Origin of the sequence: Vibrio amylolyticus (assembly GCF_023145695.1) — a bacterium.
Classification (GTDB): Bacteria; Pseudomonadota; Gammaproteobacteria; order Enterobacterales; family Vibrionaceae; genus Vibrio; species Vibrio amylolyticus.
In genome coordinates this window covers 1-23,223 of sequence record NZ_JAJHVV010000003.1, presented here as the reverse complement: position 1 = coordinate 23,223, position 23,223 = coordinate 1, and the positions used below count along the sequence as shown (strand labels likewise).

Annotated in this window: 18 protein-coding genes; 5 read left to right on the top strand and 13 right to left on the bottom strand. The window is 42.1% G+C overall.

Going from position 1 to position 23,223, the window contains the following annotated elements; translation table 11 throughout:
* The first annotated feature begins 101 nt into the window (after positions 1-101).
* Positions 102-2,879: an insulinase family protein gene (locus KP803_RS05215; protein WP_248007788.1), complete on the top strand. Its 2,778-nt coding sequence runs from the start codon at positions 102-104 to the stop codon at positions 2,877-2,879.
* Positions 2,880-2,948: 69 nt separating this feature from the next.
* Here the strand turns inward: KP803_RS05215 and KP803_RS05210 are convergent, their stop codons facing one another.
* Positions 2,949-3,581: a VOC family protein gene (locus KP803_RS05210; RefSeq protein WP_248007787.1), complete on the bottom strand. Its 633-nt coding sequence runs from the start codon at positions 3,579-3,581 to the stop codon at positions 2,949-2,951.
* A 217-nt stretch (positions 3,582-3,798) separates the two neighbouring features.
* Between KP803_RS05210 and argS the strand changes: the two genes are divergently transcribed.
* Positions 3,799-5,532 carry an arginine--tRNA ligase gene (argS, locus tag KP803_RS05205; RefSeq protein ID WP_248007786.1) on the top strand — a complete coding sequence of 578 codons (1,734 nt, stop codon included), beginning with the start codon at positions 3,799-3,801 and terminating at the stop codon, positions 5,530-5,532.
* A gap of 161 nt (positions 5,533-5,693) precedes the next feature.
* Positions 5,694-6,128, top strand: a complete 435-nt coding sequence (locus KP803_RS05200; protein WP_248007785.1) for an HIT family protein — start codon at positions 5,694-5,696, stop codon at positions 6,126-6,128.
* 97 nt (positions 6,129-6,225) lie between these two features.
* Here KP803_RS05200 and KP803_RS05195 read toward each other — a convergent pair whose 3' ends face one another.
* The 5 genes from KP803_RS05195 to znuA all read right to left on the bottom strand — a co-directional run bounded on the left by KP803_RS05195 (position 6,226) and on the right by znuA (position 14,331).
* The gene (locus KP803_RS05195) at positions 6,226-6,456 is read right to left on the bottom strand and encodes a FeoC-like transcriptional regulator (RefSeq protein ID WP_248007784.1); all 231 of its coding nucleotides are present in this window, start codon (positions 6,454-6,456) and stop codon (positions 6,226-6,228) included.
* Entirely contained in the window at positions 6,453-8,723 is a 2,271-nt protein-coding gene (gene feoB / locus KP803_RS05190) for a Fe(2+) transporter permease subunit FeoB (protein ID WP_248007783.1), read from the bottom strand. Before feoB ends, KP803_RS05195 begins: the two co-directional genes overlap by 4 nt.
* Positions 8,723-8,950 (bottom strand): FeoA family protein, encoded by a 228-nt coding sequence (locus KP803_RS05185; protein WP_248007782.1) that lies wholly within the window; start codon positions 8,948-8,950, stop codon positions 8,723-8,725. The genes feoB and KP803_RS05185 overlap by 1 nt, the downstream gene beginning before the upstream one ends.
* A 921-nt stretch (positions 8,951-9,871) precedes the next feature.
* Positions 9,872-13,195, bottom strand: a complete 3,324-nt coding sequence (locus KP803_RS05180) for a helix-turn-helix domain-containing protein (RefSeq protein ID WP_427916925.1) — start codon at positions 13,193-13,195, stop codon at positions 9,872-9,874.
* Between the two features lie 257 nt (positions 13,196-13,452).
* Complete coding sequence (znuA, locus tag KP803_RS05175) at positions 13,453-14,331, bottom strand: zinc ABC transporter substrate-binding protein ZnuA (protein ID WP_248007780.1); 879 nt, start codon at positions 14,329-14,331, stop codon at positions 13,453-13,455.
* Positions 14,332-14,415: 84 nt separating this feature from the next.
* Here znuA and znuC point away from each other — a divergent pair, with 84 nt between their 5' ends.
* Together znuC and znuB are read left to right on the top strand one after the other, a co-directional pair.
* Positions 14,416-15,198, top strand: a complete 783-nt coding sequence (gene znuC / locus KP803_RS05170; RefSeq protein WP_248007779.1) for a zinc ABC transporter ATP-binding protein ZnuC — start codon at positions 14,416-14,418, stop codon at positions 15,196-15,198.
* Positions 15,191-15,979 (top strand): zinc ABC transporter permease subunit ZnuB, encoded by a 789-nt coding sequence (gene znuB / locus KP803_RS05165; protein ID WP_248007778.1) that lies wholly within the window; start codon positions 15,191-15,193, stop codon positions 15,977-15,979. Before znuC ends, znuB begins: the two co-directional genes overlap by 8 nt.
* 93 nt (positions 15,980-16,072) lie before the next feature.
* Here the strand turns inward: znuB and purF are convergent, their stop codons facing one another.
* The 7 genes from purF to KP803_RS05130 form a co-directional block, all read right to left on the bottom strand.
* A complete protein-coding gene (gene purF / locus KP803_RS05160; protein WP_248007777.1) occupies positions 16,073-17,581 on the bottom strand; it encodes an amidophosphoribosyltransferase in 1,509 nt (502 codons plus the stop codon).
* A 33-nt stretch (positions 17,582-17,614) separates the two neighbouring features.
* Entirely contained in the window at positions 17,615-18,106 is a 492-nt protein-coding gene (locus KP803_RS05155) for a CvpA family protein (protein ID WP_248007776.1), read from the bottom strand.
* A gap of 61 nt (positions 18,107-18,167) precedes the next feature.
* A complete protein-coding gene (locus KP803_RS05150) occupies positions 18,168-18,719 on the bottom strand; it encodes an SPOR domain-containing protein (RefSeq protein WP_248007775.1) in 552 nt (183 codons plus the stop codon).
* Positions 18,720-19,985 carry a bifunctional tetrahydrofolate synthase/dihydrofolate synthase gene (folC, locus tag KP803_RS05145; protein WP_248007774.1) on the bottom strand — a complete coding sequence of 422 codons (1,266 nt, stop codon included), beginning with the start codon at positions 19,983-19,985 and terminating at the stop codon, positions 18,720-18,722.
* A 42-nt stretch (positions 19,986-20,027) separates the two neighbouring features.
* On the bottom strand, positions 20,028-20,954 hold the full coding sequence (gene accD / locus KP803_RS05140) for an acetyl-CoA carboxylase, carboxyltransferase subunit beta (protein WP_248007773.1): 927 nt from the start codon (positions 20,952-20,954) through the stop codon (positions 20,028-20,030).
* A gap of 173 nt (positions 20,955-21,127) precedes the next feature.
* On the bottom strand, positions 21,128-21,922 hold the full coding sequence (truA, locus tag KP803_RS05135; protein WP_248007772.1) for a tRNA pseudouridine(38-40) synthase TruA: 795 nt from the start codon (positions 21,920-21,922) through the stop codon (positions 21,128-21,130).
* Between the two features lie 125 nt (positions 21,923-22,047).
* Positions 22,048-23,223 (bottom strand): FimV/HubP family polar landmark protein (locus tag KP803_RS05130; RefSeq protein WP_282437198.1); only part of this gene is annotated, 1,176 nt, incomplete at its 5' end.

Here is a 23,223-nt window from a genome sequence, read left to right as displayed (position 1 = left end):
AGTTTGCAGGAGATGGTTTCAAGAGTCATACTTGTTATCAAATTATTACAAATCTTACGTTTTAGCACTCAACTGTGCGCTTATCGAGATGGAGTTCCCCTGTGCATCTAAGCCCAAATGATACAAACACTTATCGTTACATCACGTTATCTAACGGGTTAAGGGTGTTATTAGTTCACGATCAAAACGCACAAAAATCTGCTGCGGCATTAGCGGTACACGTCGGCCACTTCGATGACCCAAAAAATCGAGAAGGATTGGCGCATTTTCTCGAGCACATGCTCTTTCTAGGCACCGAAAAATTCCCTAAAGTGGGGGAGTTCCAAAGCTATATCAGCCAACATGGTGGAAACAATAATGCATGGACTGGTACCGAACATACTTGCTTCTTCTTTGATGTTGCACCTAACGCATTTAACCAGTCTCTCGATAGATTCAGCCAATTTTTTACCCACCCACTATTTAACCCCGATGCATTAGAAAAAGAGCGAGAAGCTGTTGAGTCAGAATTCAAGCTAAAACTGTTAGATGATGCAAGACGACTCTACCAAGTTCACAAAGAAACTGTAAATCCCGAGCATCCGTTTGCTAAATTTTCAGTTGGAAACCTCGATACATTAAGCGATAACGAAGATGGCTCGATTAGAGAAGAAATTATTACTTTTTATCAAAGCCATTACTCCGCCGATCTAATGACGTTAACACTGGTTGGTAATCAATCTTTGGATGAATTAGAGTCTTGGGCGACAGAAAAATTCTCTGATGTGGTCAACAACCATCTCAGTAACAAACGGATTTCTGTACCATACGCGATTGAATCCAGTACCAACATTTTTGTTCAAGTCGAACCCGTTAAAGATATTCGAAAGCTCACCATTGCCTTTCCATTGGCGAATATCGATAACTACTATCAATCTAAGCCTCTCTCCTATCTTGCTCATTTACTCGGTTATGAAGGAGAAGGCAGCTTAATGCTTTCCCTAAAAGACCAGGGCCTCATCACTTCTCTCTCTGCAGGCGGAGGAGTGAATGGTAATAATTATCGTGAATTTACCATCAGTTGCTCTCTTACTCCCGAAGGACTCAATAATACCGATCTCATCATTCAATCTATTTTTCACTCGATTAGAATGATTGAGTCCGATGGTTTCGATGAATGGAGATATAAAGAGAAGCAAGCCGTACTTGAATCTGCTTTTCGCTTTCAAGAGCCAACCACTCCGTTAGACCTTGCTAGCCACCTTGTGATGAACATGCAGCACTACGCCGAAGAAGATGTTATTTATGGTGACTACATGATGAGTCATTATGATGAAATCTTCATTCGTTCATTGTTAGACAAGTTCACCGTAGAAAATGCGCGCATAACCTTAGTCGCAAAAGAGCAGTATTACGATAAGATAGCGAAATGGTACAACACCCCTTACTCTGTCACACCGATCAGCCCAAAGAAGCAACAATGTTATCAGTCTCTATTAGACGACAACATATTAACGCTACCGCCAAAGAACCGATTCATTTGCTATGACTTGGACCCTCAAGAAATAGAAAAGCACCGAGATACACCAGAACTTATCGAAGAAAAAGACGGGTTTAAACTCTGGCATTTGCAAGACAGTCAATTTCTCGTTCCTAAGGGTGTCATATACGTTGCTATTGATAGCCCTCACTCTGTGGCTTCGCCAACAAACATCGTTAAAACACGCCTTTGTGTTGAGATGTTTCTGGATTCATTAGTGAAAGAAACCTATCAGGCTGAAATTGCAGGTATGAGTTACAACCTATACTGCCATCAAGGTGGCGTGACGCTTTCTATTTCAGGGTTTAGCCAAAAACAAGCGGATTTGATGGAGATGATTCTTTCTCAATTTGCCGCAAGGCAGTTCAACCCTGAACGCTTCGATTCAATTAAGCAGCAACTGCTGCGTAGCTGGCGAAATTCATCACAAGATCGTCCCATTTCACAACTTTTCAATGCTATTACAGGATTACTTCAACCCAACAATCCACCTTACTCGGTGTTAATTGAGGCGTTGGAAACAATTGATGTTGATGAACTTTCCATCTTTGTGAATGAGATCTTAAGCGAGCTTCATGTTGAAATGTTCGTCTATGGCGATTGGACAAAAAAAGCCTCATTGGCGTTAGCAGACACCCTAAAGAACGCATTGCGAGTGAGCAATCAATCTTATGAAGAGTCATTACGCCCTCTCATCATGTTAGGTAACAGTGGTACTTTTCAAAAAGAGGTCACTTGTAACCAAGAAGACTCTGCGATTGTGGTTTACTACCAGTGTGACGATACCAACCCCAAGAGCATCGCTTTATATTCACTGGCTAACCACCTGATGTCAGCGACATTTTTCCATGAAATCCGGACTAAACAGCAACTGGGCTATATGGTTGGCACTGGCAATATGCCATTGAATCGCCACCCGGGGATTGTTCTGTACGTACAATCACCCAATGCTGCACCAATCGATCTTATTAGCTCGATCGATGAGTTCCTAAACGCATTTTATATGGTTCTTCTCGAACTCAATGAATATCAATGGCACAGCAGTAAGCGAGGTCTTTGGAATCAAATCTCAACACCTGACTCGACGCTGAGGGGTCGCGCGCAAAGACTTTGGGTAGCGATTGGCAATAAAGATACGGAATTCAATCAACGAGAAACCGTACTGGAAGAACTCAAGCACCTAACACGCAGCGATATGATTCGATTTGTCGTTAATGAGCTTAAGCCAAGAACAGCCAATCGCCTTATCATGCATACTCAAGGCAATGCTCATCATGAAGATGAAACGCTTAATTTAGGAAAAGAGATCGGCTCTACCCGCGAGTTTCAATTAAGACCGACAGATTGTAATTTGGGCTAGCGGATTACGATTACAATTCAGAGGGTAATCCACTATTTGGCTCGGTATGGTGTGATTATCTTGGACTAATTAAAAAGGGCCTGACTCAGATGGATCAAGATCAGGTCCAGTAAGTTCAGATTGTACAATTGTTTTTAATGTGTGTGGGTGTAGCTTAATGCACACCCCTTGCCACTTAAACGCCACGGTTGGATTGTTGACCCTCTCACCCTCTCCTTTTGGGCTCGAGAGTTTAATGCTAACGCCTTTACTATCAAGGCTTGCATAGTCCTTTCTAAATGCAGGGAAGGTTACTTTTAAATACTCAAGGTACTCTTCTGCCGTCGTTGCATCACTAGGAATAACAAATTCAACATGCTCCCAACTTTGTTCTGGGTACATTTTTCCCTCTGCTGGATACGGTAACTCCAAACATTCAATCTTCCAATGTAACGCATCTAGAGGCTCGTCAAATTCCAACACAATAATCGGGCGCCCATTAATTCGAGCCTGCGAAATTACCTTCCCTTCTTTTTGCCACTCACTATGTGCCAACTTTGCCAGTTCTGAGTCATTAATACGAAGTGCAATATGATCGGCTTGAACTTCGCTCAAATCCAACGACAAAATATCACTCAGTAACTGAATTTTCTGCATAAACTCATTAAGTTTTGCTTTCATTTGTGTTGGTGTTAATTCCGCTTTTGCAAGGAGTTGTGACATTATTTGTTATCCAAAACAGTGATTTCGCCATAATACTATCAATAAGCCGATTAAAAGTGGAAAAATTCCCCAAGAACTCTCTATATGCTTTGCCATAAAGTTGTTATTATTGGCGCCAATTGAAGAACGAAATAAATGATGTATACAAGCCATAGGGCCAATTTTGGGGCCGCTTGATACCGCTCTTTGCAATTCCACCGAATTGAAGGAAACCCGTGTGAATATCCAAGCACTTATTAATGACAAAGTATCTCAGGCTCTAGAAGCCGCTGGCGCACCTGCAGGCTCTCCTGCGGCCGTTCGCCAATCTGCAAAACCACAATTTGGTGACTACCAAGCAAACGGCGTTATGGGCGTTGCTAAACGACTAGGCACTAACCCTCGAGAATTTGCTCAAAAAGTATTGGACGTTCTAAACCTAGACGGTATCGCTTCTAAAGTTGAAATAGCAGGCCCAGGTTTCCTTAACATTTTCCTAGATGAAGCTTTCCTAGCAAAGCAAGCTGACGCAGCACTTTCGGATTCTCGCCTTGGTGTCGCAGTAGCAGAAACACAAACAATTGTGGCGGATTACTCGGCTCCTAACGTTGCGAAAGAGATGCACGTTGGTCACCTACGTTCAACGATCATCGGTGATGCTGTCGTTCGTACGCTTGAATTCCTAGGCCACAACGTTATCCGTGCTAACCACATCGGTGACTGGGGTACTCAATTTGGTATGCTTATCGCAAACCTTGAGCGTGTTCAGGCTGAGTCTGGTGAAGTTTCAATGGAGCTTGCTGATCTTGAAGGCTTTTACCGAGAATCTAAAAAGCTTTACGACGAAGACGAAGAGTTCGCAGTTAAAGCACGTGGCTATGTTGTGAAACTGCAAAGCGGCGACGAGTTTTGCGCAGATATGTGGAAGAAGCTTGTTGACGTTACAATGATTCAAAACCAACGTAACTATGATCGTCTGAACGTGTCTCTAACTCGTGAACACGTAATGGGCGAAAGCATGTACAACAGCATGCTACCTACCATCGTCGCGGACCTGAAAGAGCAAGGTCTTGCTAAAGAAGATGACGGTGCACAAGTTGTCTTCCTAGACGAATACAAAAACAAAGATGGCGACCCAATGGGCGTTATCATCCAAAAACGCGACGGTGGCTTCCTTTACACAACAACCGACATTGCTTGTGCAAAATACCGTTTTGAAGAATTAGGCGCTGACCGTGTCCTTTACTTCATCGACTCACGTCAACACCAACACCTAATGCAAGCTTGGACTATCGTTCGTAAAGCAGGTTATATCCCAGAATCGGTTTCTCTAGAACACCACGCGTTTGGCATGATGCTAGGCAAAGATGGTAAGCCGTTCAAAACTCGAGCAGGCGGTACCGTTCGTCTTGCTGATCTTCTTGATGAAGCAGAAGTTCGTGCAGCTAAGTTAATCGAATCTAAGAACCCAACACTTGCAGAAGACGAGAAGAAAGCGATCGCTAACACGGTTGCAATGGCGGCGGTTAAGTACGCCGATCTTTCTAAGCACCGTACTACTGATTACGTGTTCGATTGGGACAACATGCTTGCATTCGAAGGTAACACAGCGCCATACATGCAGTACGCGTACACTCGTGTTGCTTCTGTATTTGCTAAAGCAGGCATTTCTATGGACTCTCTTGAAGGTGAAATCAAAATCACTGAAGAGAAAGAGAAAGCACTTATCGCGAAACTTCTGCAATTTGAAGAAGCGGTACAATCTGTTGCTCGCGAAGGTCAACCACACATCATGTGTAGCTACCTATTCGAACTTGCTGGTCAATTCTCTAGCTTCTACGAAGCGTGCCCTATCCTAGTTGCTGACGATGATGCAATTAAGCAGAGCCGTCTGAAGCTTGCTGCACTAACAGCGAAGACGATCAAACAAGGTCTATCGCTTCTAGGTATCGACACTCTAGAGCGTATGTAATTTTAGTCACAGATTGTTAAATGAAAGGTTGGCGTATTGCGTCAGCCTTTCTTTTTGCCTGTCGTAAACTTACTATCTTATTTGGTCGTTATTATACTAAAGAAACGGATACCCAAATATCTAGTCAAAAACCGTGACACACCATTGATGGAACTTACATTATGAGCTTTGAACTCCACCCACAACTAGCAAAAGATACGAGTGTTATAGGCGAGTTTCCGCTCTCACTTGCTCTGCTTCATAAAGATAATGCCGTTCCATGGGTTATCCTAGTACCAAAACGTGCAAACCTAAAAGAGCTTCATCATTTAACGATGAATGAACAGCAACAATTTTTATACGAATCACAAGCCGTAAGCCAAGCATTAGAAGCAACCTTTAAGCCAGATAAACTCAACTTAGGTGCTTTAGGGAATATGGTTCCTCAGCTTCATATACATCATATCGCTCGCTATAAAGACGATATTGCGTGGCCTGGACCTGTATGGGGGAATACTCAGGGCCAATTTAGAAGTGAAAGTGAGCAATCCGCAATGCTTTCAAGAATTAAAAACGTGCTTTCTCTTAGCTCTATTTTCAACCCTTACGCGAACTAGATAACTAAAGCAATTCACAATAAAAATGCCGCTTTATAGCGGCATTTTATAATCAACGAACAGTGCTGGTATCACTTACATCCTACTAGGCCTGTAATCACATCGTCACCATCATGGAAAACCCTTCATTTCTGTTTGAACAATAACGAACTCGCGTAGTATGACCTAGCTTATTTGTGTCGTTTATACGACTTATCTTTCCTTTTTTAATCCAGACACCAAGCATTGCATCAACGCCGTCTTCACTTAAAGCAAATTGCTTAGCAAGGTCCTTTCGGCTACTGGTTCCCTGCACTTCAATGTATTCAATTAGGTCACTTAGGATCATGCTATTTTCACCTCTAGCCTTTGCTGCTTCTTTCCTATAGATTTCATATATCGGTAAGTGAATAACATAATAGACAGTATTGAAATTATCCAAATTGCACTGGTTACTGGCTGAGTCGTTAATAGCGAAGCTTGGTAATACAAAGCGGCACTTCCATACGCTAGTCCCATCGTCCAAATAGCAATAAACTGCGCAAACTTTTGGCCAAACTCCCTTACATACGCCCCCATCGCCGCAACGCATGGTGTGTAAAGTAATATGAAAATCAAATAAGCAAATGCCGCATGGCCTGAAGCAAAGTGACCTTTCAGGTTTTCAAATATAGAACGGTCAACTTCTTGCTCATCGGCTACTGATTCCATATCGGTAAGGTCACCGACTTCAATACCTAATGGATCAGAGTAACTAATTCCAATTAAGTTCTCCGGAATAGACAAGACGGCCTCTTCTAAACTCGCCATTAAGTCATACTCTTCATCCGTTTCATCAGCAGAGGTATACAGGCTATTTAGCGTACCAACGACTGCTTCTTTCGCAAAGATACCGGTAATAATACCCACTGTAGCTGGCCAGTTGTCTTGATCAATACCTATGGGAGCAAAAATCGGAGTGACAACCTGTGAAGCTTTTGACAATACAGACTTCTCACTATCTTCATTACCAAAACTACCATCTGTACCCAAAGAATTTAGGAAGCTAAGTATCGTCACTACGATTACGATTGTCTTACCAGCTCCTAAAACAAATCGCTTTAATTTTTGCCAAGTTTTAATGAGAACATTTTGTAGCGTCGGAAGTTCATAGTCAGGCATTTCCATTATCAAGCTATCACTTGATCCCGGATAAATGGTGTACTTCAACACTAAACCAGTGAAGACAGCTGCAACAATCCCTAGTAAGTACAATGCGAAAACAACGTTCTGGCCACTTTCCGGAAAAAATGCAGCAGCGAACAGAGCGTATACCGGTAAGCGGGCACCACACGACATAAATGGCGCCATCGATGCCGCTAGCTTACGCTCTCTTTCTTGATCTAACGTTCGGGTCGCCATAATCGATGGGACGTTACAGCCAAAGCCAAGAACTAAAGGAACAAAGGCTTTACCCGGCAATCCAATTTTCTGCATCACTTTATCTAGGACAAACGCGGCACGAGACATATAGCCTGAACTTTCTAAGAGCGCGAGAAAGAGATAAAGAGTTGCAATAACAGGGATGAAGGTTGCAACCGTTTGAATACCGCCACCGACACCATCGACAATCAACGTAACTAGCCATACGGGTAAATGGTCATCAAACAGATAATGGCCCCCATCAACCAGAATAGCCCCTACACCGATATCAAAAAAGTCGATAAATGCACTGCCTATATTTATTGAGAACATAAACATCAGATACATAACAAAGAAGAATAATGGGATACCTACCCACTTATTAAGAATTAAGCTGTCCGCTTTCTCTGTGAAGTTTCGGTTCAACTTACCTTCTGAACGTCTTACACTTTTACACACCTGGTGTAAGAAGGTGTACTTAAAGTCAGCAACGAGTAAATCAATATCGATGTTACTGGTTTCGATAGAACGAGCAACGGTGGCTCTATCATTTTCTGAAAGACTATTTATAACCAAGCGATCGTTTTCAAGTGCTCTAATCGCCAATGCTCGACTTGCTACTGTTCCTTCATTAAACATTGGCTCAATGCCCTGAATCATTTGCTCAAAGTCATCACTATAAGAAAATGAGAGCTTATTAAGAGCAACGCCTTGAATTACAGTTTTATGGAGTACATCTTTAAACTTGGCGACTTGATTTTTTTCATTCGCCGACAGCGCAATAACAGGGCAACCCAGCGATTTTTCTAATTTGTTAATATCAAGCTTTTGTCTTTCCCGCTTCAACACGTCCATTTTATTTAGAACAACGACCATAGGTCGCCCTAGTTCGCGCAGCTGAAGTGTCATATAAAGCGAGCGTTCTAAGCAACTAGCGTCGACAACATTGATAATTAAATCGGTCGAATGAGTAAGCACAGCTCTTGATGCGATAGATTCATCAATGCTATTAGAATCATTACCGCTGTCTAACGCATAGATGCCCGGTAAATCGGTTAGCCTAAACTCATAGCCTGAATGCGAAAATGAGCCTGTTTTCTTCTCAACTGTCACCCCTGCCCAGTTTCCAACAAATTGATTGGCTCCCGTTAGGGCATTAAAGAGGGTCGTTTTTCCGCTGTTTGGATTTCCAACGGTAAGAATGTTATAAGCCATTATTTCACCTCCACAACAATTTGTTTGGCGATGTTATCTCTGAGAGCCAAAGAAACCCCTCTCACATCAATCTGAATTGGGTCTCCTAGTGGAGCCCGGCGGATAAGTGATATGGGTGTATTGGGTAATACTCCCATTACCATAAGTTTTTTACGTGTCTCAATGGGTAATGTATTGAACGACAGTACAACTGCGTACTCGCCTTGTTTAAGCTCAGATAGTTTCATAGTGAGTTCTTAACGAAAATGAGAAGGATTATTATTTAAAGCAATTGTAGGCTTATTTTAGGGAGTGAATATTGTGTGAAATCAAATTTTGCAATTTTGAAACCGTTAAATACGTAAACCGATCTCTCGTTAAAAACGTTAATATCTATTTTCTTTATCACAACTGTAATTCTTATCTTATAGAAAATCTCACATATCGGTCCAACTTTCCGAATTAATACAGTGACTTATAAATAAACTAAAATACTGTCGCTTTTCTTACAGTAAGTTGGCGTTAATTTTATACGTAAAATAAGTGGGATATTTTATAGTTAATTCCGTCGAGAGGTATTCCCTCTAAACAAATTCCAGAGGTGATATAGCACACGCTATGTCACTCCGGCAGCAAGCGAAGGTGTCATTGACACCCGTGGTATAGTCCCCCGGCTATGCCACGATATTTTTTTTCTTACTCCCCCTCAACTCTTCACTACCATTTTTTTCTAATCAAAATATCTTTAACCAAATATCCGCTACGAGCACATTATCTATTGATGCCCAAAACTAAATAAGCCACCAGTTTATGACTTTCCGCCTGAACAATGATCTGATTATTTGTAATAGTGCTAGGCAATTATCTACAGATAGAGCAGCTAGGTTAGCTCCTCTCTATCTCATTTAGCTCGAATCAAGATAGTTAAGATGCCTGGTACTTTTGGAATGGAATAAGTGAGATATACGTACGCTCGTCTACAGCAATCTAATAAAGCAGAACACGTCTAAGGGTATTGAAATATAAGAGGGAAAGGGATAGCGTACCATTTGAATTAAGCTTCGTGCAGTACCTGATATGGGCCCAACTCGCACACATTAGCCGTGTACTCAGATAAATGTGTACTAAGTATCAGCACTCTAGCGGGAGGGTAAAAATCGGAACGGTACCTATTCGGTGATTTTATCTTGCTGCTCGTAACCTCCAATAAACTGAGACGGAGGAGCACCGAAGTGATGTTTAAATCGCTGGCTAAAGTATGAAGCGTCGTTGTAACCACAATCAAAAGCAACATCCGACACTTTTTCTCCCGCTAAGAGTTTTTTGACCGCTTTGTCTAAGCGATACTCATTAAGATACTCTTTGAATGTACGACCATGGCTCGCTTTAAAGCGCCTTTGAAGGCTACGTTCAGAAATAAACAGATGTTTAGCGGCTGAAGCGGTACCAAAATCAGAATCGGCGTAGTGCTTCTCTAGCAAGTTATCTAGTTTTTGCATCCAAAGTCTATCCGCTTCATTAACCTCCTCACTATCATCATGTAAGCGCTCAGTCGACGCCTCATCTTCCGTACTTATTGTTGTCAGACTCAAAGGCCAAGATATCTCAATTAGGTTTCGTTCTTTAGAGATATGATAGGAAAGTCGTCCACCACTTTCTGAGACGAGTGACGGTAAATTGTGCACACTGAGATCCATCGACATGACCTGCTCGTAATGTTCCAAGTCAGGAAACGCTCTTCCAGAATCCATCATTTTCATTACAGCCATCTCATCAGCGATATAAAGTTCAATTTGAACCTCTTGATTTTTAAAGCACCTTGCTAGAAGACTATCTAAGAGCGTGTTAATGACCACATCAAGGTTAAAGTTATCTAACTCAACCAAGACATCACTATCATTGCAACGAAACTGAATGCCAATACCTGACTTTTCGAACTCCGATTTCCAGCCAGACAATACGGATTCGATCACTAGGGACAAATCAAATATTTGCTTCGTTCCATTCCCATTACTTTTAGCATTTCTTAATATTTCTAACTCTTTAGAAACCAACCTAATAACATCCTTTGAGGATAAAGAGTGCTCCCGTTGTGTATTACGAGCAAGATTATTCAAATTATCCTGAACCGATGTGATGACCTGATTATAAATAAGGTGGCGAACCTCAAGCTGCTTTCTAAGTTGCTGGTTGTTTGTTAATAAAATTCTACTTTGATGACGAAGCTGATTGGTCTTCAATGATACTTTGCCTTTCAGCATTTTGTTTGAAGCACTCATCAATCTTGAGCGCCAGAGAGAAATCAGGCCTGCGAACAATAATGTCATCAATACGCTAGAAGCGATCGCCCATCGAGACAAATACCAAGGTTCCAATACTGTAAACACTTGACTTACTACGTTACTACTATCCCCAATCATTGATGTTCGCTTGACTTGCAAAGTATGAGTCCCTGGTATCAAATGATCAAAAGAGAGCTGATACCCTTCTAGCTCAATCCACTCACCTTTATTTTCTAGCCGATAATAGAGCTGATCATTATGACTCCAAGGGACTATGCCAATGAGAAAGCTTATAGAGTCGCCGTACTGAATGGTAAAGCTTGTAGGTAATTTACTGCCTAATGAGATCGTCTTTTGATTCACATTAATTTGACTAAAAAGAACTTGGTGGCTTGGCAAGGGTTCCTCGATCAGCGCCGATTCCCCTACTTGAATCAAGCCGTTTGTGGTCCCTAATAGTAAATTATCTATACCATCGTTAGACGGGTCACAAAGGCTAGAGACAAACTCATTATTTAGTACACCGAACGGTGCGCTAATGTGTTTAATAATATTGGCGTTATTATCGTAATAAGAGAGTCCTGCAGACGAGGTTAGCCAAACGCCATCGCTTTTTTTCAGCAAACACTTTGGACTAATATTCTGTTCAATCATAGGGATTGATTGTGGCAACAAATCGTCACTTGAAAGTCGATAGAGGCCATAGCTTGATGCTACCCAAATAAAACCTTCTACTTCTTTGATAGCAACAACATGGCCAAATTGCGTACTCTCTTTAAAAAATTGAATTCTTCCATTTTTTAATTGATAAAGGCCATGATCGGTTCCAATCAATAAGCCTAATGACTCAGTGGCTCTAAGTAGTGTCACTTTCGAAGGGGTAAAGTGGTTCACCATCCATGAATCACCATAATTTTTAAAGCTTTTTTCTTCTAAATCATAAGACCATAGCTGTGGGCCTTTCACTCCCCAGAGCATCCCAGAGTAACCTCGTTCTAACTGTTCGACTTTCTGCTCTTTGATCGATACGGGAAGCCCATCTTCTTTTATAACTTCACCCGTTGTGATATCAATACAAACAATGCCAGACTCCGTCGCAAGCATCAGGACGCCTTGATGCTGAATAAGGTCAAACACTTCGCTCTTGTTATAAATCACGGTTGTAGAGGGCTGCCCCTGTAACGAAATACGATAAAGCGCGTGATTAGAGACTAACCAATACCCTTCTCTATCTTCATTTTTCATTACTTTTTTCAACGACTCGCCAACACTTCGATAAGTCAGAAGGTGCTTGGGAATTCGACGAAACTTTTCACTGTAAAGAGAGTAGTAACGAATCCCTTGATCCGTTCCAATCCATATCCCCTGTCTCGAGTCGTTAAGTAAAGAGTAAATTTTTGACCCTTCAAGGTCGTAATTAAAGCTTACACCACCCTTTAATTCGGTTATTTCACCCGTTTCAAATGAATAAACAAACAGACCGCGTTCCGTCCCTATCCAATACTCTTTCGACGTTTCAACAATTGAAAGTACGTGATGACCTCTTATCAATTGGAGGGGGGAATCCGGTTTAAAAACATCAACAATCAATGCTCCCGACAGTGAGCCAATCACTAGCTCATTGCGTGTGTTTGAAAAGTGGAGCGTTTCTGTATAGCGCTTACCGGATGCGCTGATATGCGAAAACTGCGATGCTTCAGATAGGAATACACCAATATTTGTTGCCAATACCCATTTCGACATGATGAGCTGTGCGTCATTAATCACTACTCGACTTGACTGGCTAGATTGATATAACTCCATGAGCGAATAGGATTGGAAATCGCCGGAGTCGATATGATAGGTATAGAAATTACTGTCATCGGCGACCCAAATATAGCGCTTTGATATACCGATAGATCGTATTGTTGTCCCCGGTGTTAAACTAAACACCAGCTCTCTTTGCTGGTTAGGGTAGGAGCGATAAATCTCATTGTCTGCAAATGACCAAAAAGCTTGATCGAGGTAAACCAACTGATCAGAAGTAAAATCTAATACCGAGCCTCTTCTAGGTAAGGTGTTTTTTCCATCATAGAAAACAACTCGGCCATGGACATCATGGATCCAGATCCCGCCTTGCTCACTCAGGAATAGATTTCTTGCCGCAATGGTTCGCCCTTCAGCCTGAGTGGATAAAGGGTAGAAAACTGATGGGGATACCTCTACCGCCACAACGATGTGAGGTAATAAAAGTAAGATGGGAAAAAGAAAACGTAATAGCAAGTTTTACCCTTTCAGCAACAAAAGTAAGGTCGTAACTTCGCCATTATTTTTAATTTACACCACCAAACTTGAACTATGTTCAAACAAGGTATAGTTTTTTTGCGGCGACAATTTTGTCTAGTGTATATGAACCTAGGTAAACATTCAGCAAGATTGGCCGCAAAAGAATCGTTTGTTTGTAATTTTAAGTGTCTAATCGTTGACGTCTAGTCAGCCAAGCACCGTATGAAATTATCTGCCATAGAGTTCAAGAAAACAAAATAACTTCCAGCTTTAACTTCAATATCAATACCTATAGGGTCTAGTTCACCTAAGTGAACATTAGTGCCTCTTGTGACTGACTCTACGACTGCCGGAGTAAATTGAGGCTCAGAGAATACACACTTTGCTTGTTTTTCTTTTAGGGTGGTTTTTATTGCTATGAGTGTCTTAGCCCCTGGCTTTCTATCCGGGGTCACAGTGAAATAGCCTAAGTGATTCATTTGGTAATCTGATTCAAAGTAACCATAAGCATCATGGAATACGTAATAACCATATTTGCGTACAGGCTCAAGCTTAGCGGTTAGTTGTTTCTGCTCGTCCAACAATCGCTGTTTAAAATTATCGTAATTGCTCTGATACTGTTGTTTATACTCGGGATCGACCTTAGAAAGCTTTTCAGCAATGGCTTCCGCAACCTGTAAAGAGGGTTCAACACCTAACCAAAAATGAGGATCATGATCGCCATGATCATGGCCGTCATGCTGATGTTGATCGCCAGAGTACTCTCGTAGAGCGAGCTGAGGGATTGAACTTAACGTTAAAACATTATCTTGTTGTGCTAAGACTCTATCTAAAAAGGGCTCTAAATCGTAACCGAACCAAATCACAAGATCAGCACCTCGAATTCGACGGATATCAGACGGGCGCATTGCATAATCATGAGGCGACGTATTGTTCGCAAGAAGCACATCCGGCTCACCAACATTGAGCATGATTTCTGTCGTGATCATTTGTATAGGCTTAATGCTAGACAGGACATTAACAGCCCAAGTGGGACTAGCGGTTACAATCAGTGCTAAAGCAATAGCTAAACGAGATTTCATTAGGGTACCAAACAACGTGCTGTAGAATTGAAGAGAAAGGAATGTTACATTATAACATTAGTTAATTGCAAATGAGTTCTATTTATGTCGGTTTTGGTCGAATTAAACGATATTTGTGTTTCGTTTAATGACAAACGAGTCTTAGATAACGTCAGCGTTACTTTAAAACGCAAACATATCACTACTCTAATTGGGCCTAATGGTGCGGGTAAATCTACACTAGTGAAAGTGTTACTCGGATTACAAAAAGTGGACTCTGGTACGATAGAAAAGGATAAGCCATGTAAAATAGGCTATGTCCCACAAAAACTTCAGCTAAACGATAGCTTGCCACTCAATGTAAAACGGTTTCTGCAATTAGCTGGACGTTATAGTGCGCAAGAGATTTTAGATGCACTTAAATTGGTTCGTGCTGAACACCTCATTAATTATAATATGCACCAGCTCTCTGGTGGTGAGAATCAACGTATTTTAATTGCTCGCGCTTTGCTGCAACGCCCTGATCTTCTCGTGCTTGATGAACCCGCTCAAGGTGTTGATATTCAAGGGCAAATCGATCTGTATGATCTTATCGATGAAATTCGCCACCGCTTTAGTTGCGCAGTCTTCATGGTTTCTCACGATCTTCACTTGGTCATGGCTAAAACGGATAATGTTATCTGTTTACAGCATCACATTTGCTGCTCTGGTGCGCCTCAAGACGTCACTCAAAACCCTAAATACATTGCTCTTTTTGGTCATAGTAGCCGAGAATCACTCGCCCTTTATCAGCATCAACATCAGCACCACCACGATTTATCAGGAAAACCCGTAAAAGGTTCCGCATCTGATTGTTGTGATCACAACCATGGACATTCGCATGATTGATTTTTTGCTCCCCTCACTACTTGCTGGGTTGGGAATTGCCACAATAGCAGGACCATTAGGCTCTTTTGTCGTTTGGCGTAAAATGGCTTACTTTGGTGACACCCTCGCTCACGCATCATTAATGGGGTTAGCTCTGGGTTTCTTACTAAATATTAATATTTATTTAGCACTACTTATTTGCTGCTTCGGTCTCGCTATTGTTCTCGTTACCCTTCAAAAACAAAAGCTAGTCGCGACTGATACACTACTGGGAATACTGGCTCATAGCTCACTGTCACTAGGGCTAATTACAGTGAGTTTTATGGACTCTGTAAGAGTCGATTTAATGAGCTACTTGTTCGGTGATTTACTTGCTGTATCCCCTGCGGACTTGCTCGTTATTTATGCTGGTGTCGTCGTGGTGGCTATAGCACTGTATGTTTTTTGGCGACCATTATTGTCATCCACAATTAATGAGGATCTCGCCGCTGTCGATGGTATCAATATTGACCTAATGCGCCTTATTTTGATGCTAATGGTTGGTTTGGTTATTGCTGTCGGTATGAAGTTCGTGGGTGCGCTTATTATGACCTCCTTACTCATTATCCCAGCTGCAACGGCAAGAAAGCTTGCCCATACCCCTGAACAAATGGCTATGATCGCCTCTGTTATCGGTGCTATCTCTGTCTGCTGTGGTTTATATCTATCTTGGACCTTTGATACTCCAGCGGGACCATCAGTTGTAATCAGTGCAACGGGAATGTTTTTGATTAGCCAGATGTTCCGAGCAAGAACGGATTAAAGCTTGTTAGGAAGATAAAAAACTTACAAAAAAGGCTTCCAACTGGAAGCCTTTTTTCGTTCTAAGTCACTACATCAGTAAAGCCGCAGTCAATTAAGAACCTTCATTGTGAATATCAAGGTTAGCAAGCTCAACTTCAGCTTCTGCCTTTGCATCATCACTACGTAATGATTCTAGGTAATCTAAATAATCTTGATTAATATCGCCAGTCACGTATTCACCGCTGAACACTGATGACTCAAAGCGAGCAATATCTGTATTGCCAAGACCAACTGCCTCTACTAGATCGTCCAGTGTTTGGAAGATCAGCTCATCGGCACCGATTTGCTTACAAATAGCATCGTTGTCACGTCCATGAGCAATTAACTCATTAGCCGTTGGCATATCGATACCGTATACGTTAGGGAAGCGAATTTCTGGAGCAGCCGAAACCATGAAGACTTTCTTAGCACCTGAATCACGAGCCATCTCAATGATCTGCTCAGATGTAGTACCACGAACAATAGAGTCATCAACAAGCAGTACGTTCTTATCTTTAAATTCTGAACGGATAGCATTGAGCTTACGGCGTACTGACTTCTTGCGCTGTTGCTGACCCGGCATGATGAAAGTGCGGCCAACATAACGGTTCTTTACAAAACCTTGGCGGTAAGGAGTATCAATCGCTTGAGCAATTTGAAGCGCAATATCACATGACGTTTCTGGGATTGGAATGACCACATCTATATCTAGATGGGCATACTCTTCTTTAATACGCTCACCAAGCTTTTTGCCCATTTCAACACGTGCGCTGTATACCGAGATTTTATCAATAAACGAATCTGGACGAGCAAAGTAGACGTATTCAAATAAGCATGGATTTAATACTGGGTTGTCCGCACATTGTTGCGTGAATAATTGACCGTCGAATGTCGCGTAAACGGCTTCACCTGGTGCAACGTCACGTACGAAGTCAAATCCAACAGCGTCTAACGCAACAGATTCAGAAGCGACCATGTATTCCGTTTTTCCATCAACTTCGCGCTTACCTAAACATAGAGGACGAATGCCATTTGGGTCTCTAAAGGCAATCATGCCGTGTCCAATGATCATAGCGACGACAGCATAAGCGCCACGAATAGTACGATGAACATTAGTAACCGCACGGAAAACATCTTCAGACGTAACGTTGCCTTTAACCATGTCAATTTCGTGCGCTAATACGTTTAGCAGTACTTCTGAATCAGACGTGGTATTGATATGACGACGATCTTTTTCCGCTAGTTTCGCACGAATTTTATGTGCATTCGTTAAGTTACCGTTGTGAGCTAAAGTAATACCAAATGGAGAGTTAACGTAAAATGGCTGAGCTTCAGAAGCACTAGAACTGCCTGCTGTAGGGTAACGAACGTGACCAATACCTACAGAACCTTGAAGGCGCTGCATGTGTTTTGCTTCAAATACGTCTTTCACTAAACCGTTCGCTTTACGCAAACGGAAACGATTGCTTTCTATGGTACAAATACCCGCAGCATCTTGGCCACGATGCTGCAGCACAGTCAATGCATCATAAATAGACTGGTTTACAGGCGTTGTACCCACGATTCCAACAATACCACACATGACCTAACCCTCGATAATCGGCAATTGCTGGCGCTATAATGCGCCAGATAAAAAAGTTGATGTTGCTTGTAAGTGCTCAAAAAACGGCTCTATTATTCGTTTGAATTCAGGAGCCAATTGCGAGTTTCCAAACCACTCTGATTCTGGAAATGCGGTAAACAAATCCATAAAGAACAACGCTGCCGAAACAATTAGCACCCCTCTCAATCCGCCGAACACAATACCTAAAACTCGGTCAGTGCCAGAAAGTCCCGTTTTCTCGACTAATTGTGCGATCACATAATTAACGATCGCGCCCACAATGAGAGTAGCGACAAACAGCGCTGCAATCGCGGTACCATTGCGAAACATGTCATCTTCAATATTGGTGAAATAAACCGCCAATTTTGCGTAATATTGACTGGCGATAAAAAATGCACCACACCAAATTACTAATGACAACGCTTCCTTCGCAAACCCGCGAATTAAACTGATCAAAGCTGATAGCCCGATCACCCCTAAAATGACAATATCTAACCAATTCATGTTTTCTGCATCTTAAGTTGGCGCGCATTTTAACAGAAAAAATGCTGACGCAAACGTTTTCTTATGGGTTTAGTGGTTTAAATTTAAGCAACCGACCATTTGAACCAGTAATTTTATCCAGTTCTACCAGCTGTTGCTCAAGTTTACTTTTTGATACATCCGGGCCAATAATCACTCGAGTGAAATCATTTTCTTTCTTAGTATGGGCTTGATACCCTCTTTTTTGTAAGTCCTTTACTAAAGTATTGGCATTTTCTTCATTCTTTAACGCCATTAATTGAATGATCCATGCGCTATCTTGATAGTCATTCTTTTCAGCAACAGGCTTGACCTTTATCGGTAAAGGATCGTCCCTATTACTTTCATTATCTCCCTCTTGGGCAACATTAAGAACAACGTCGACAGGCGATTCAGGCAGGGCAATTTCGTCCTCTACCGGATCAAGAAGTTCAAAAACTTCCATCTCGCTATCTAGCTCTGGCTTAATTGGAATGCTAGCCACTTCTTCTTTGTAATGAAGCTTTTCACCATCAAGTAGATCAGGCAACACAATAATGCCAACCGCCACTAAGATGATGGTGCCAACTAATCGGCTTTGAAACTTACTTGCCATTTACTCTCCTTTGCTCTGCCAGTGCTCTAATACTTCGCCTACAGTATGAAATGAACCAACGACAATAATGACATCGTGTTCATTTGCCTTTGTCAAAGCGCTATTAAAAGCTTCTACAGGGGTTTGATACTTTCCTACGACATTAGGTAGGTAGGTTGATAGTTCATCAACAGTCGCTGCTCTAGGGCCTTCTAGTGAAGCGGGATACCAATGCTCGGTAATTGGTGACAGCTCATCCAGCGTTGCCTTGATATCTTTATCGTGCAGCATTGCAACAACAGTGTGAATAGTTTTCTCTGGATAGCTCTCTTCTATAGACTTAACTAAGTACTGTGCAGAGTGAGGGTTATGCGCTACATCCAAAATAATCACAGGTTCGGCCGATATAATTTGCATGCGCCCAGGAAGCTGAGCTGATTTTAGACCATTAACAATGTTCACATCGCTGAGATCAAGCTCTGCTGTCGCAAGAGCCATTAACGCGGTCGCCGCGTTCTGAATCGGTAGCTTTGGAATGGGTAAAGCGCCTAATTCAAACGTCCCACTTTTCCATTGCCAAGTCGTATCACTCTCTTTTTGATAGGTATATTGAATGCCCACTTGGTGGAAGTTTGCGCCAATATCATCAGCATGAGCGGCTACGGTCGCAGGCGGTTTAGGTTGTCCACAAATAGCAGGACGATTAGAACGAAAAATTCCTGCTTTTTCAAAACCAATCACATTGATATCGTCACCAAGCCAATCAACATGGTCAACCGCTAAGCTTGTGATAACAGAAACATCATGATCTACTATGTTCGTCGCATCCAAGCGGCCACCAAGGCCCACTTCAAGCAATACAACATCAACTTTCTCTGATTGAAAGACTCTCAGAGCCGCCAGAGTGCCATATTCAAAAAAGCTTAAGCTGATATCGCCTCGCATACGCTCGATATAATCAAAAGCGATACAGTGTTTCTCATTTTCAAGGTCAACACCATTAATACGAACTCGTTCATTATAACGAATCAAATGCGGGGAGCTATATACACCAACGCTATAACCAGCGTCTAGAAGGATGGCTTCCATCAATGCACATGTTGAGCCTTTGCCATTGGTTCCAGCAACAGTAATGACAGTTGGAGCAGGTTTTGTAAGGTCAGTCTTTTCAGCGACCGCTTGAACGCGATCAAGACCTAAATCTATTGCAGAGGTGTGGATATTGGATAAATAATCAAGCCACATCGTTAAGGGAGATGTGGCTTGAGGAATTGGGTTTTGAGTCATCTAACTATAACCAAATACTGTGGTGTTTTGTTAGTGTCTACTTTACCCTTTTTCAGTGGCTTCTGGTACTTGATATCCCGATTCCTTTGGAGAATCGTTCACAGAAACAACTAATGGTGACTTTCGGTTAGTCAGTTTAGCGATAAGGCTACCGACTCTTTGACGCATTTCACGGCGATCAACGATCATATCAATCGCACCATGCTCTAGTAAAAACTCACTACGTTGGAAACCTTCAGGAAGGTCTTCTCGAACCGTTTGTTCAATAACACGACGACCAGCAAAACCGATCAGTGCTTTTGGCTCACCGATATTCACATCACCGAGCATCGCTAAACTTGCAGACACACCACCCATTGTAGGGTCAGTCATGACTGAAATGAACGGTAACCCTTTAGCGGACAAACGTTCTAATGCTGCACTGGTTTTCGCCATTTGCATAAGAGACATTAAAGCCTCTTGCATACGAGCACCACCACTCGCTGAGAAACAAACCAAACCACAATTGTTCTCAATAGCAGCGTCGACCGCACGAACGAAACGAGCACCAACAACTGAGCCCATAGAACCGCCCATGAATGAGAACTCGAAAGCACAAGCAACAAGCGGCATACCTAGTAGCTCACCTTGCATTACAACAAGTGCATCTTTCTCACCGCTGTTCTTTTGTGCAGCAGAGATACGATCTTTATAACGTTTAGAGTCTTTAAACTTAAGCTTATCTTTTGGCTCTAAGTCATTCGCTAATTCAACACGGTTATCCGCATCTAAAAATGTTTCAAGACGACGGCGCGCCTTCATTCTCATGTGGTGGTCACATTTAGGACACACTTCAAAGTTACGCTCTAACTCAGCGTGATAAAGCACTTGTTCACAAGAGGTACATTTTGTCCATACACCTTCAGGGATAGACGCTTTACGAGAACTAACTATGTTGCTTTTTTCTAATATTTTTTCAAGCCAACTCATGGAAGACCTTTCTATCTAGTCTTACGCTTGATTGCGTAAGAAACAAATTCGGAATTTATGCGTGAAGGATTAAAGCATATTAAATGCCAACTGTAGACAAAAAACTGGTTGTACCTATTTCCTGTATCGATATCTCACACATAAAATGTTTAAATTTTGACTTAAATACCGCTTCAATTTAAGTCATCAGGTAAAAATAGCGGGCCAATCGGCTCTCTAGGCAATTGATAATTCAACGGGTAATCAACGTCTATTAGGTACAAACCTTCCGCCTTTGCGGTGGCTGATGCGAGTTTGCGATCTTTCGACTCAAGCAACCATTTAATCCACTCCGGTTTCTGCTCACCTTTACCGACGGTAATTAAGCTGCCTGTAATATTTCTAACCATATGATGTACAAACGCATTGGCTTTGATATCTATCACCACATAATGCCCATGACGGGTCACGTTTAGATGCATGATATTACGCCAAGGGCTACGAGATTGACAATGAATCGCTCTAAAGGACGTGAAGTCATTCTCACCAATTAGATACTGACCCGCCACGTTCATCTTTTCTACATCAAGATCCCCGTGATAATGACTTAGCCCCGATGAGAGAATTCCAGGTCTCAACGCATGATTATAAATAATGTAACGATAACGACGAGCCGTTGCTGTAAATCTTGCGTGAAAATTTTCATCCACAACATGAGCCCAACGGACGCATATATCTTTAGGTAAGTTGGCATTCACACCCATAGTCCAAGCGGCAGGCTTTCTGATCGATTCACTATCGAAGTGAACGACTTGCCCTGTGCCATGAACACCAGAATCGGTACGGCCCGCGCATTGAACTTCAACAGGATGGTTTGCGACAATACTAAGAGATTTCTCTAGCTCTTCTTGAACACTATTTACATCTCGTTGACGCTGCCAACCATAGTAATTCGTGCCATCGTATTCAATGCCCAGTGCAATTCTCATGTTCATCTACTCTTAAATTTGGGTCGCAGAGTATAAGATCAATAACGACAAATATCTAACGACTCTAAAAAAACAGGCGGCTAATGCCGCCTTTTTTACTGTTTTTTAACTTAGGAGTTATTCACTTAACTCTTTCTTATTGTGTCGATCAAGCCTTTCGCTTCTTGGCGAATTGCATCTGAACCATCCACAATAGCCTCTTCCAGAAGTTTAATTGCCCCAGCGGCATCGTTCATTTCCATATATATTTTCGCTAAGTCTAACTTTCCGACCGCTTCAGCATTGGTATCAACATCTTCAAAGCCAATATCACCAATCACATCAGGGAACTCATCAAGCCCAACATTCAGATTTAGCTCCTCGTCATCAGGGGTAGTTTCCTCTTCATGATCGACTTCCGCCATTAATTCATCAATGGTGCGATACTGATTAGAGGTTGAATCAAAGTCTTCTTGCTGCTCCCAATTTTCGTCTGAAACTTCCGCCTCTTCGGGCTTATTATCTTCACTCCAAACCTCTTTCTCTTCGTCTGGAATATCGGTTGAAATGCTAGCTTGTTGCTCTGGAGATAGATTAAAGCCATTCCAATCTTCTCCTCCCATCTCCAACATTGCATCAATATCCATCCCAGCACTGTCAGAGGTCTGAGTATCAATAGCAGTATCGAATGAGAAAGAGCCTACATCAAGATCCTCATCGGACTCTGAAAGTAGCTCACTCAACGCACCCTCATCAAACTCATCGCGAGAGAGAGATTCAATATCTTGTGCTTGAAACACATCAAATAGAGCATCTTGTTCAGAACTAGCCTCAGACTCTGGTGAATCAATAACAGGCTCACTTTTCAGTTCCTCGTTACGATCATCGAGAGTGACACTTTCAGAAATAGAATGCTCTGACTCTATCAACTCAGAGGTTGATTCCTCTAACACATCAGTATCATCTGCTAGATCGTCTTGAGCTGCTTCTACTGGCATGTCAGCCAGAGCGTCATCCTCACTATACTCAGGAAGATCTTGCTCATCGAAGGTTTCTACTGCCTCCTCATAAGAGCCCGATTCTACATCATTGGATAGCTCATCATCGACGGGCATATCCGCCAAAGCATCTTCTTCGTTATATTCAGGAAGTTCTAACGCATCAAAGGTTTCCGGAATCTCATCAAGGCCATCAGTAAGCTCGACCTCATTGTCAGCCACCGTTTCTTGCTCAGGCTCTACCGTTGACTCTTCAACGTCCGCTATTACGTCTTCTGGTTCTTGTTCTGACTCTAGCGCTTGAACCTGCTCTTCGACTTCATT

Excerpts from the sequence above, each read along its gene's own strand:
- KP803_RS05210 (WP_248007787.1), bottom strand. The coding sequence starts at position 3,581 with ATGTCACAACTCCTTGCAAAAGCGGAATTAACACCAACACAAATGAAA.
- KP803_RS05200 (WP_248007785.1), top strand. The coding sequence starts at position 5,694 with ATGAGCTTTGAACTCCACCCACAACTAGCAAAAGATACGAGTGTTATA.
- KP803_RS05195 (WP_248007784.1), bottom strand. The coding sequence starts at position 6,456 with ATGATCCTAAGTGACCTAATTGAATACATTGAAGTGCAGGGAACCAGT.
- feoB (WP_248007783.1), bottom strand. The coding sequence starts at position 8,723 with ATGGCTTATAACATTCTTACCGTTGGAAATCCAAACAGCGGAAAAACG.
- KP803_RS05185 (WP_248007782.1), bottom strand. The coding sequence starts at position 8,950 with ATGAAACTATCTGAGCTTAAACAAGGCGAGTACGCAGTTGTACTGTCG.
- znuA (WP_248007780.1), bottom strand. The coding sequence starts at position 14,331 with ATGAAATCTCGTTTAGCTATTGCTTTAGCACTGATTGTAACCGCTAGT.
- znuC (WP_248007779.1), top strand. The coding sequence starts at position 14,416 with ATGTCGGTTTTGGTCGAATTAAACGATATTTGTGTTTCGTTTAATGAC.
- znuB (WP_248007778.1), top strand. The coding sequence starts at position 15,191 with ATGATTGATTTTTTGCTCCCCTCACTACTTGCTGGGTTGGGAATTGCC.
- purF (WP_248007777.1), bottom strand. The coding sequence starts at position 17,581 with ATGTGTGGTATTGTTGGAATCGTGGGTACAACGCCTGTAAACCAGTCT.
- KP803_RS05155 (WP_248007776.1), bottom strand. The coding sequence starts at position 18,106 with ATGAATTGGTTAGATATTGTCATTTTAGGGGTGATCGGGCTATCAGCT.
- KP803_RS05150 (WP_248007775.1), bottom strand. The coding sequence starts at position 18,719 with ATGGCAAGTAAGTTTCAAAGCCGATTAGTTGGCACCATCATCTTAGTG.
- folC (WP_248007774.1), bottom strand. The coding sequence starts at position 19,985 with ATGACTCAAAACCCAATTCCTCAAGCCACATCTCCCTTAACGATGTGG.
- accD (WP_248007773.1), bottom strand. The coding sequence starts at position 20,954 with ATGAGTTGGCTTGAAAAAATATTAGAAAAAAGCAACATAGTTAGTTCT.
- truA (WP_248007772.1), bottom strand. The coding sequence starts at position 21,922 with ATGAGAATTGCACTGGGCATTGAATACGATGGCACGAATTACTATGGT.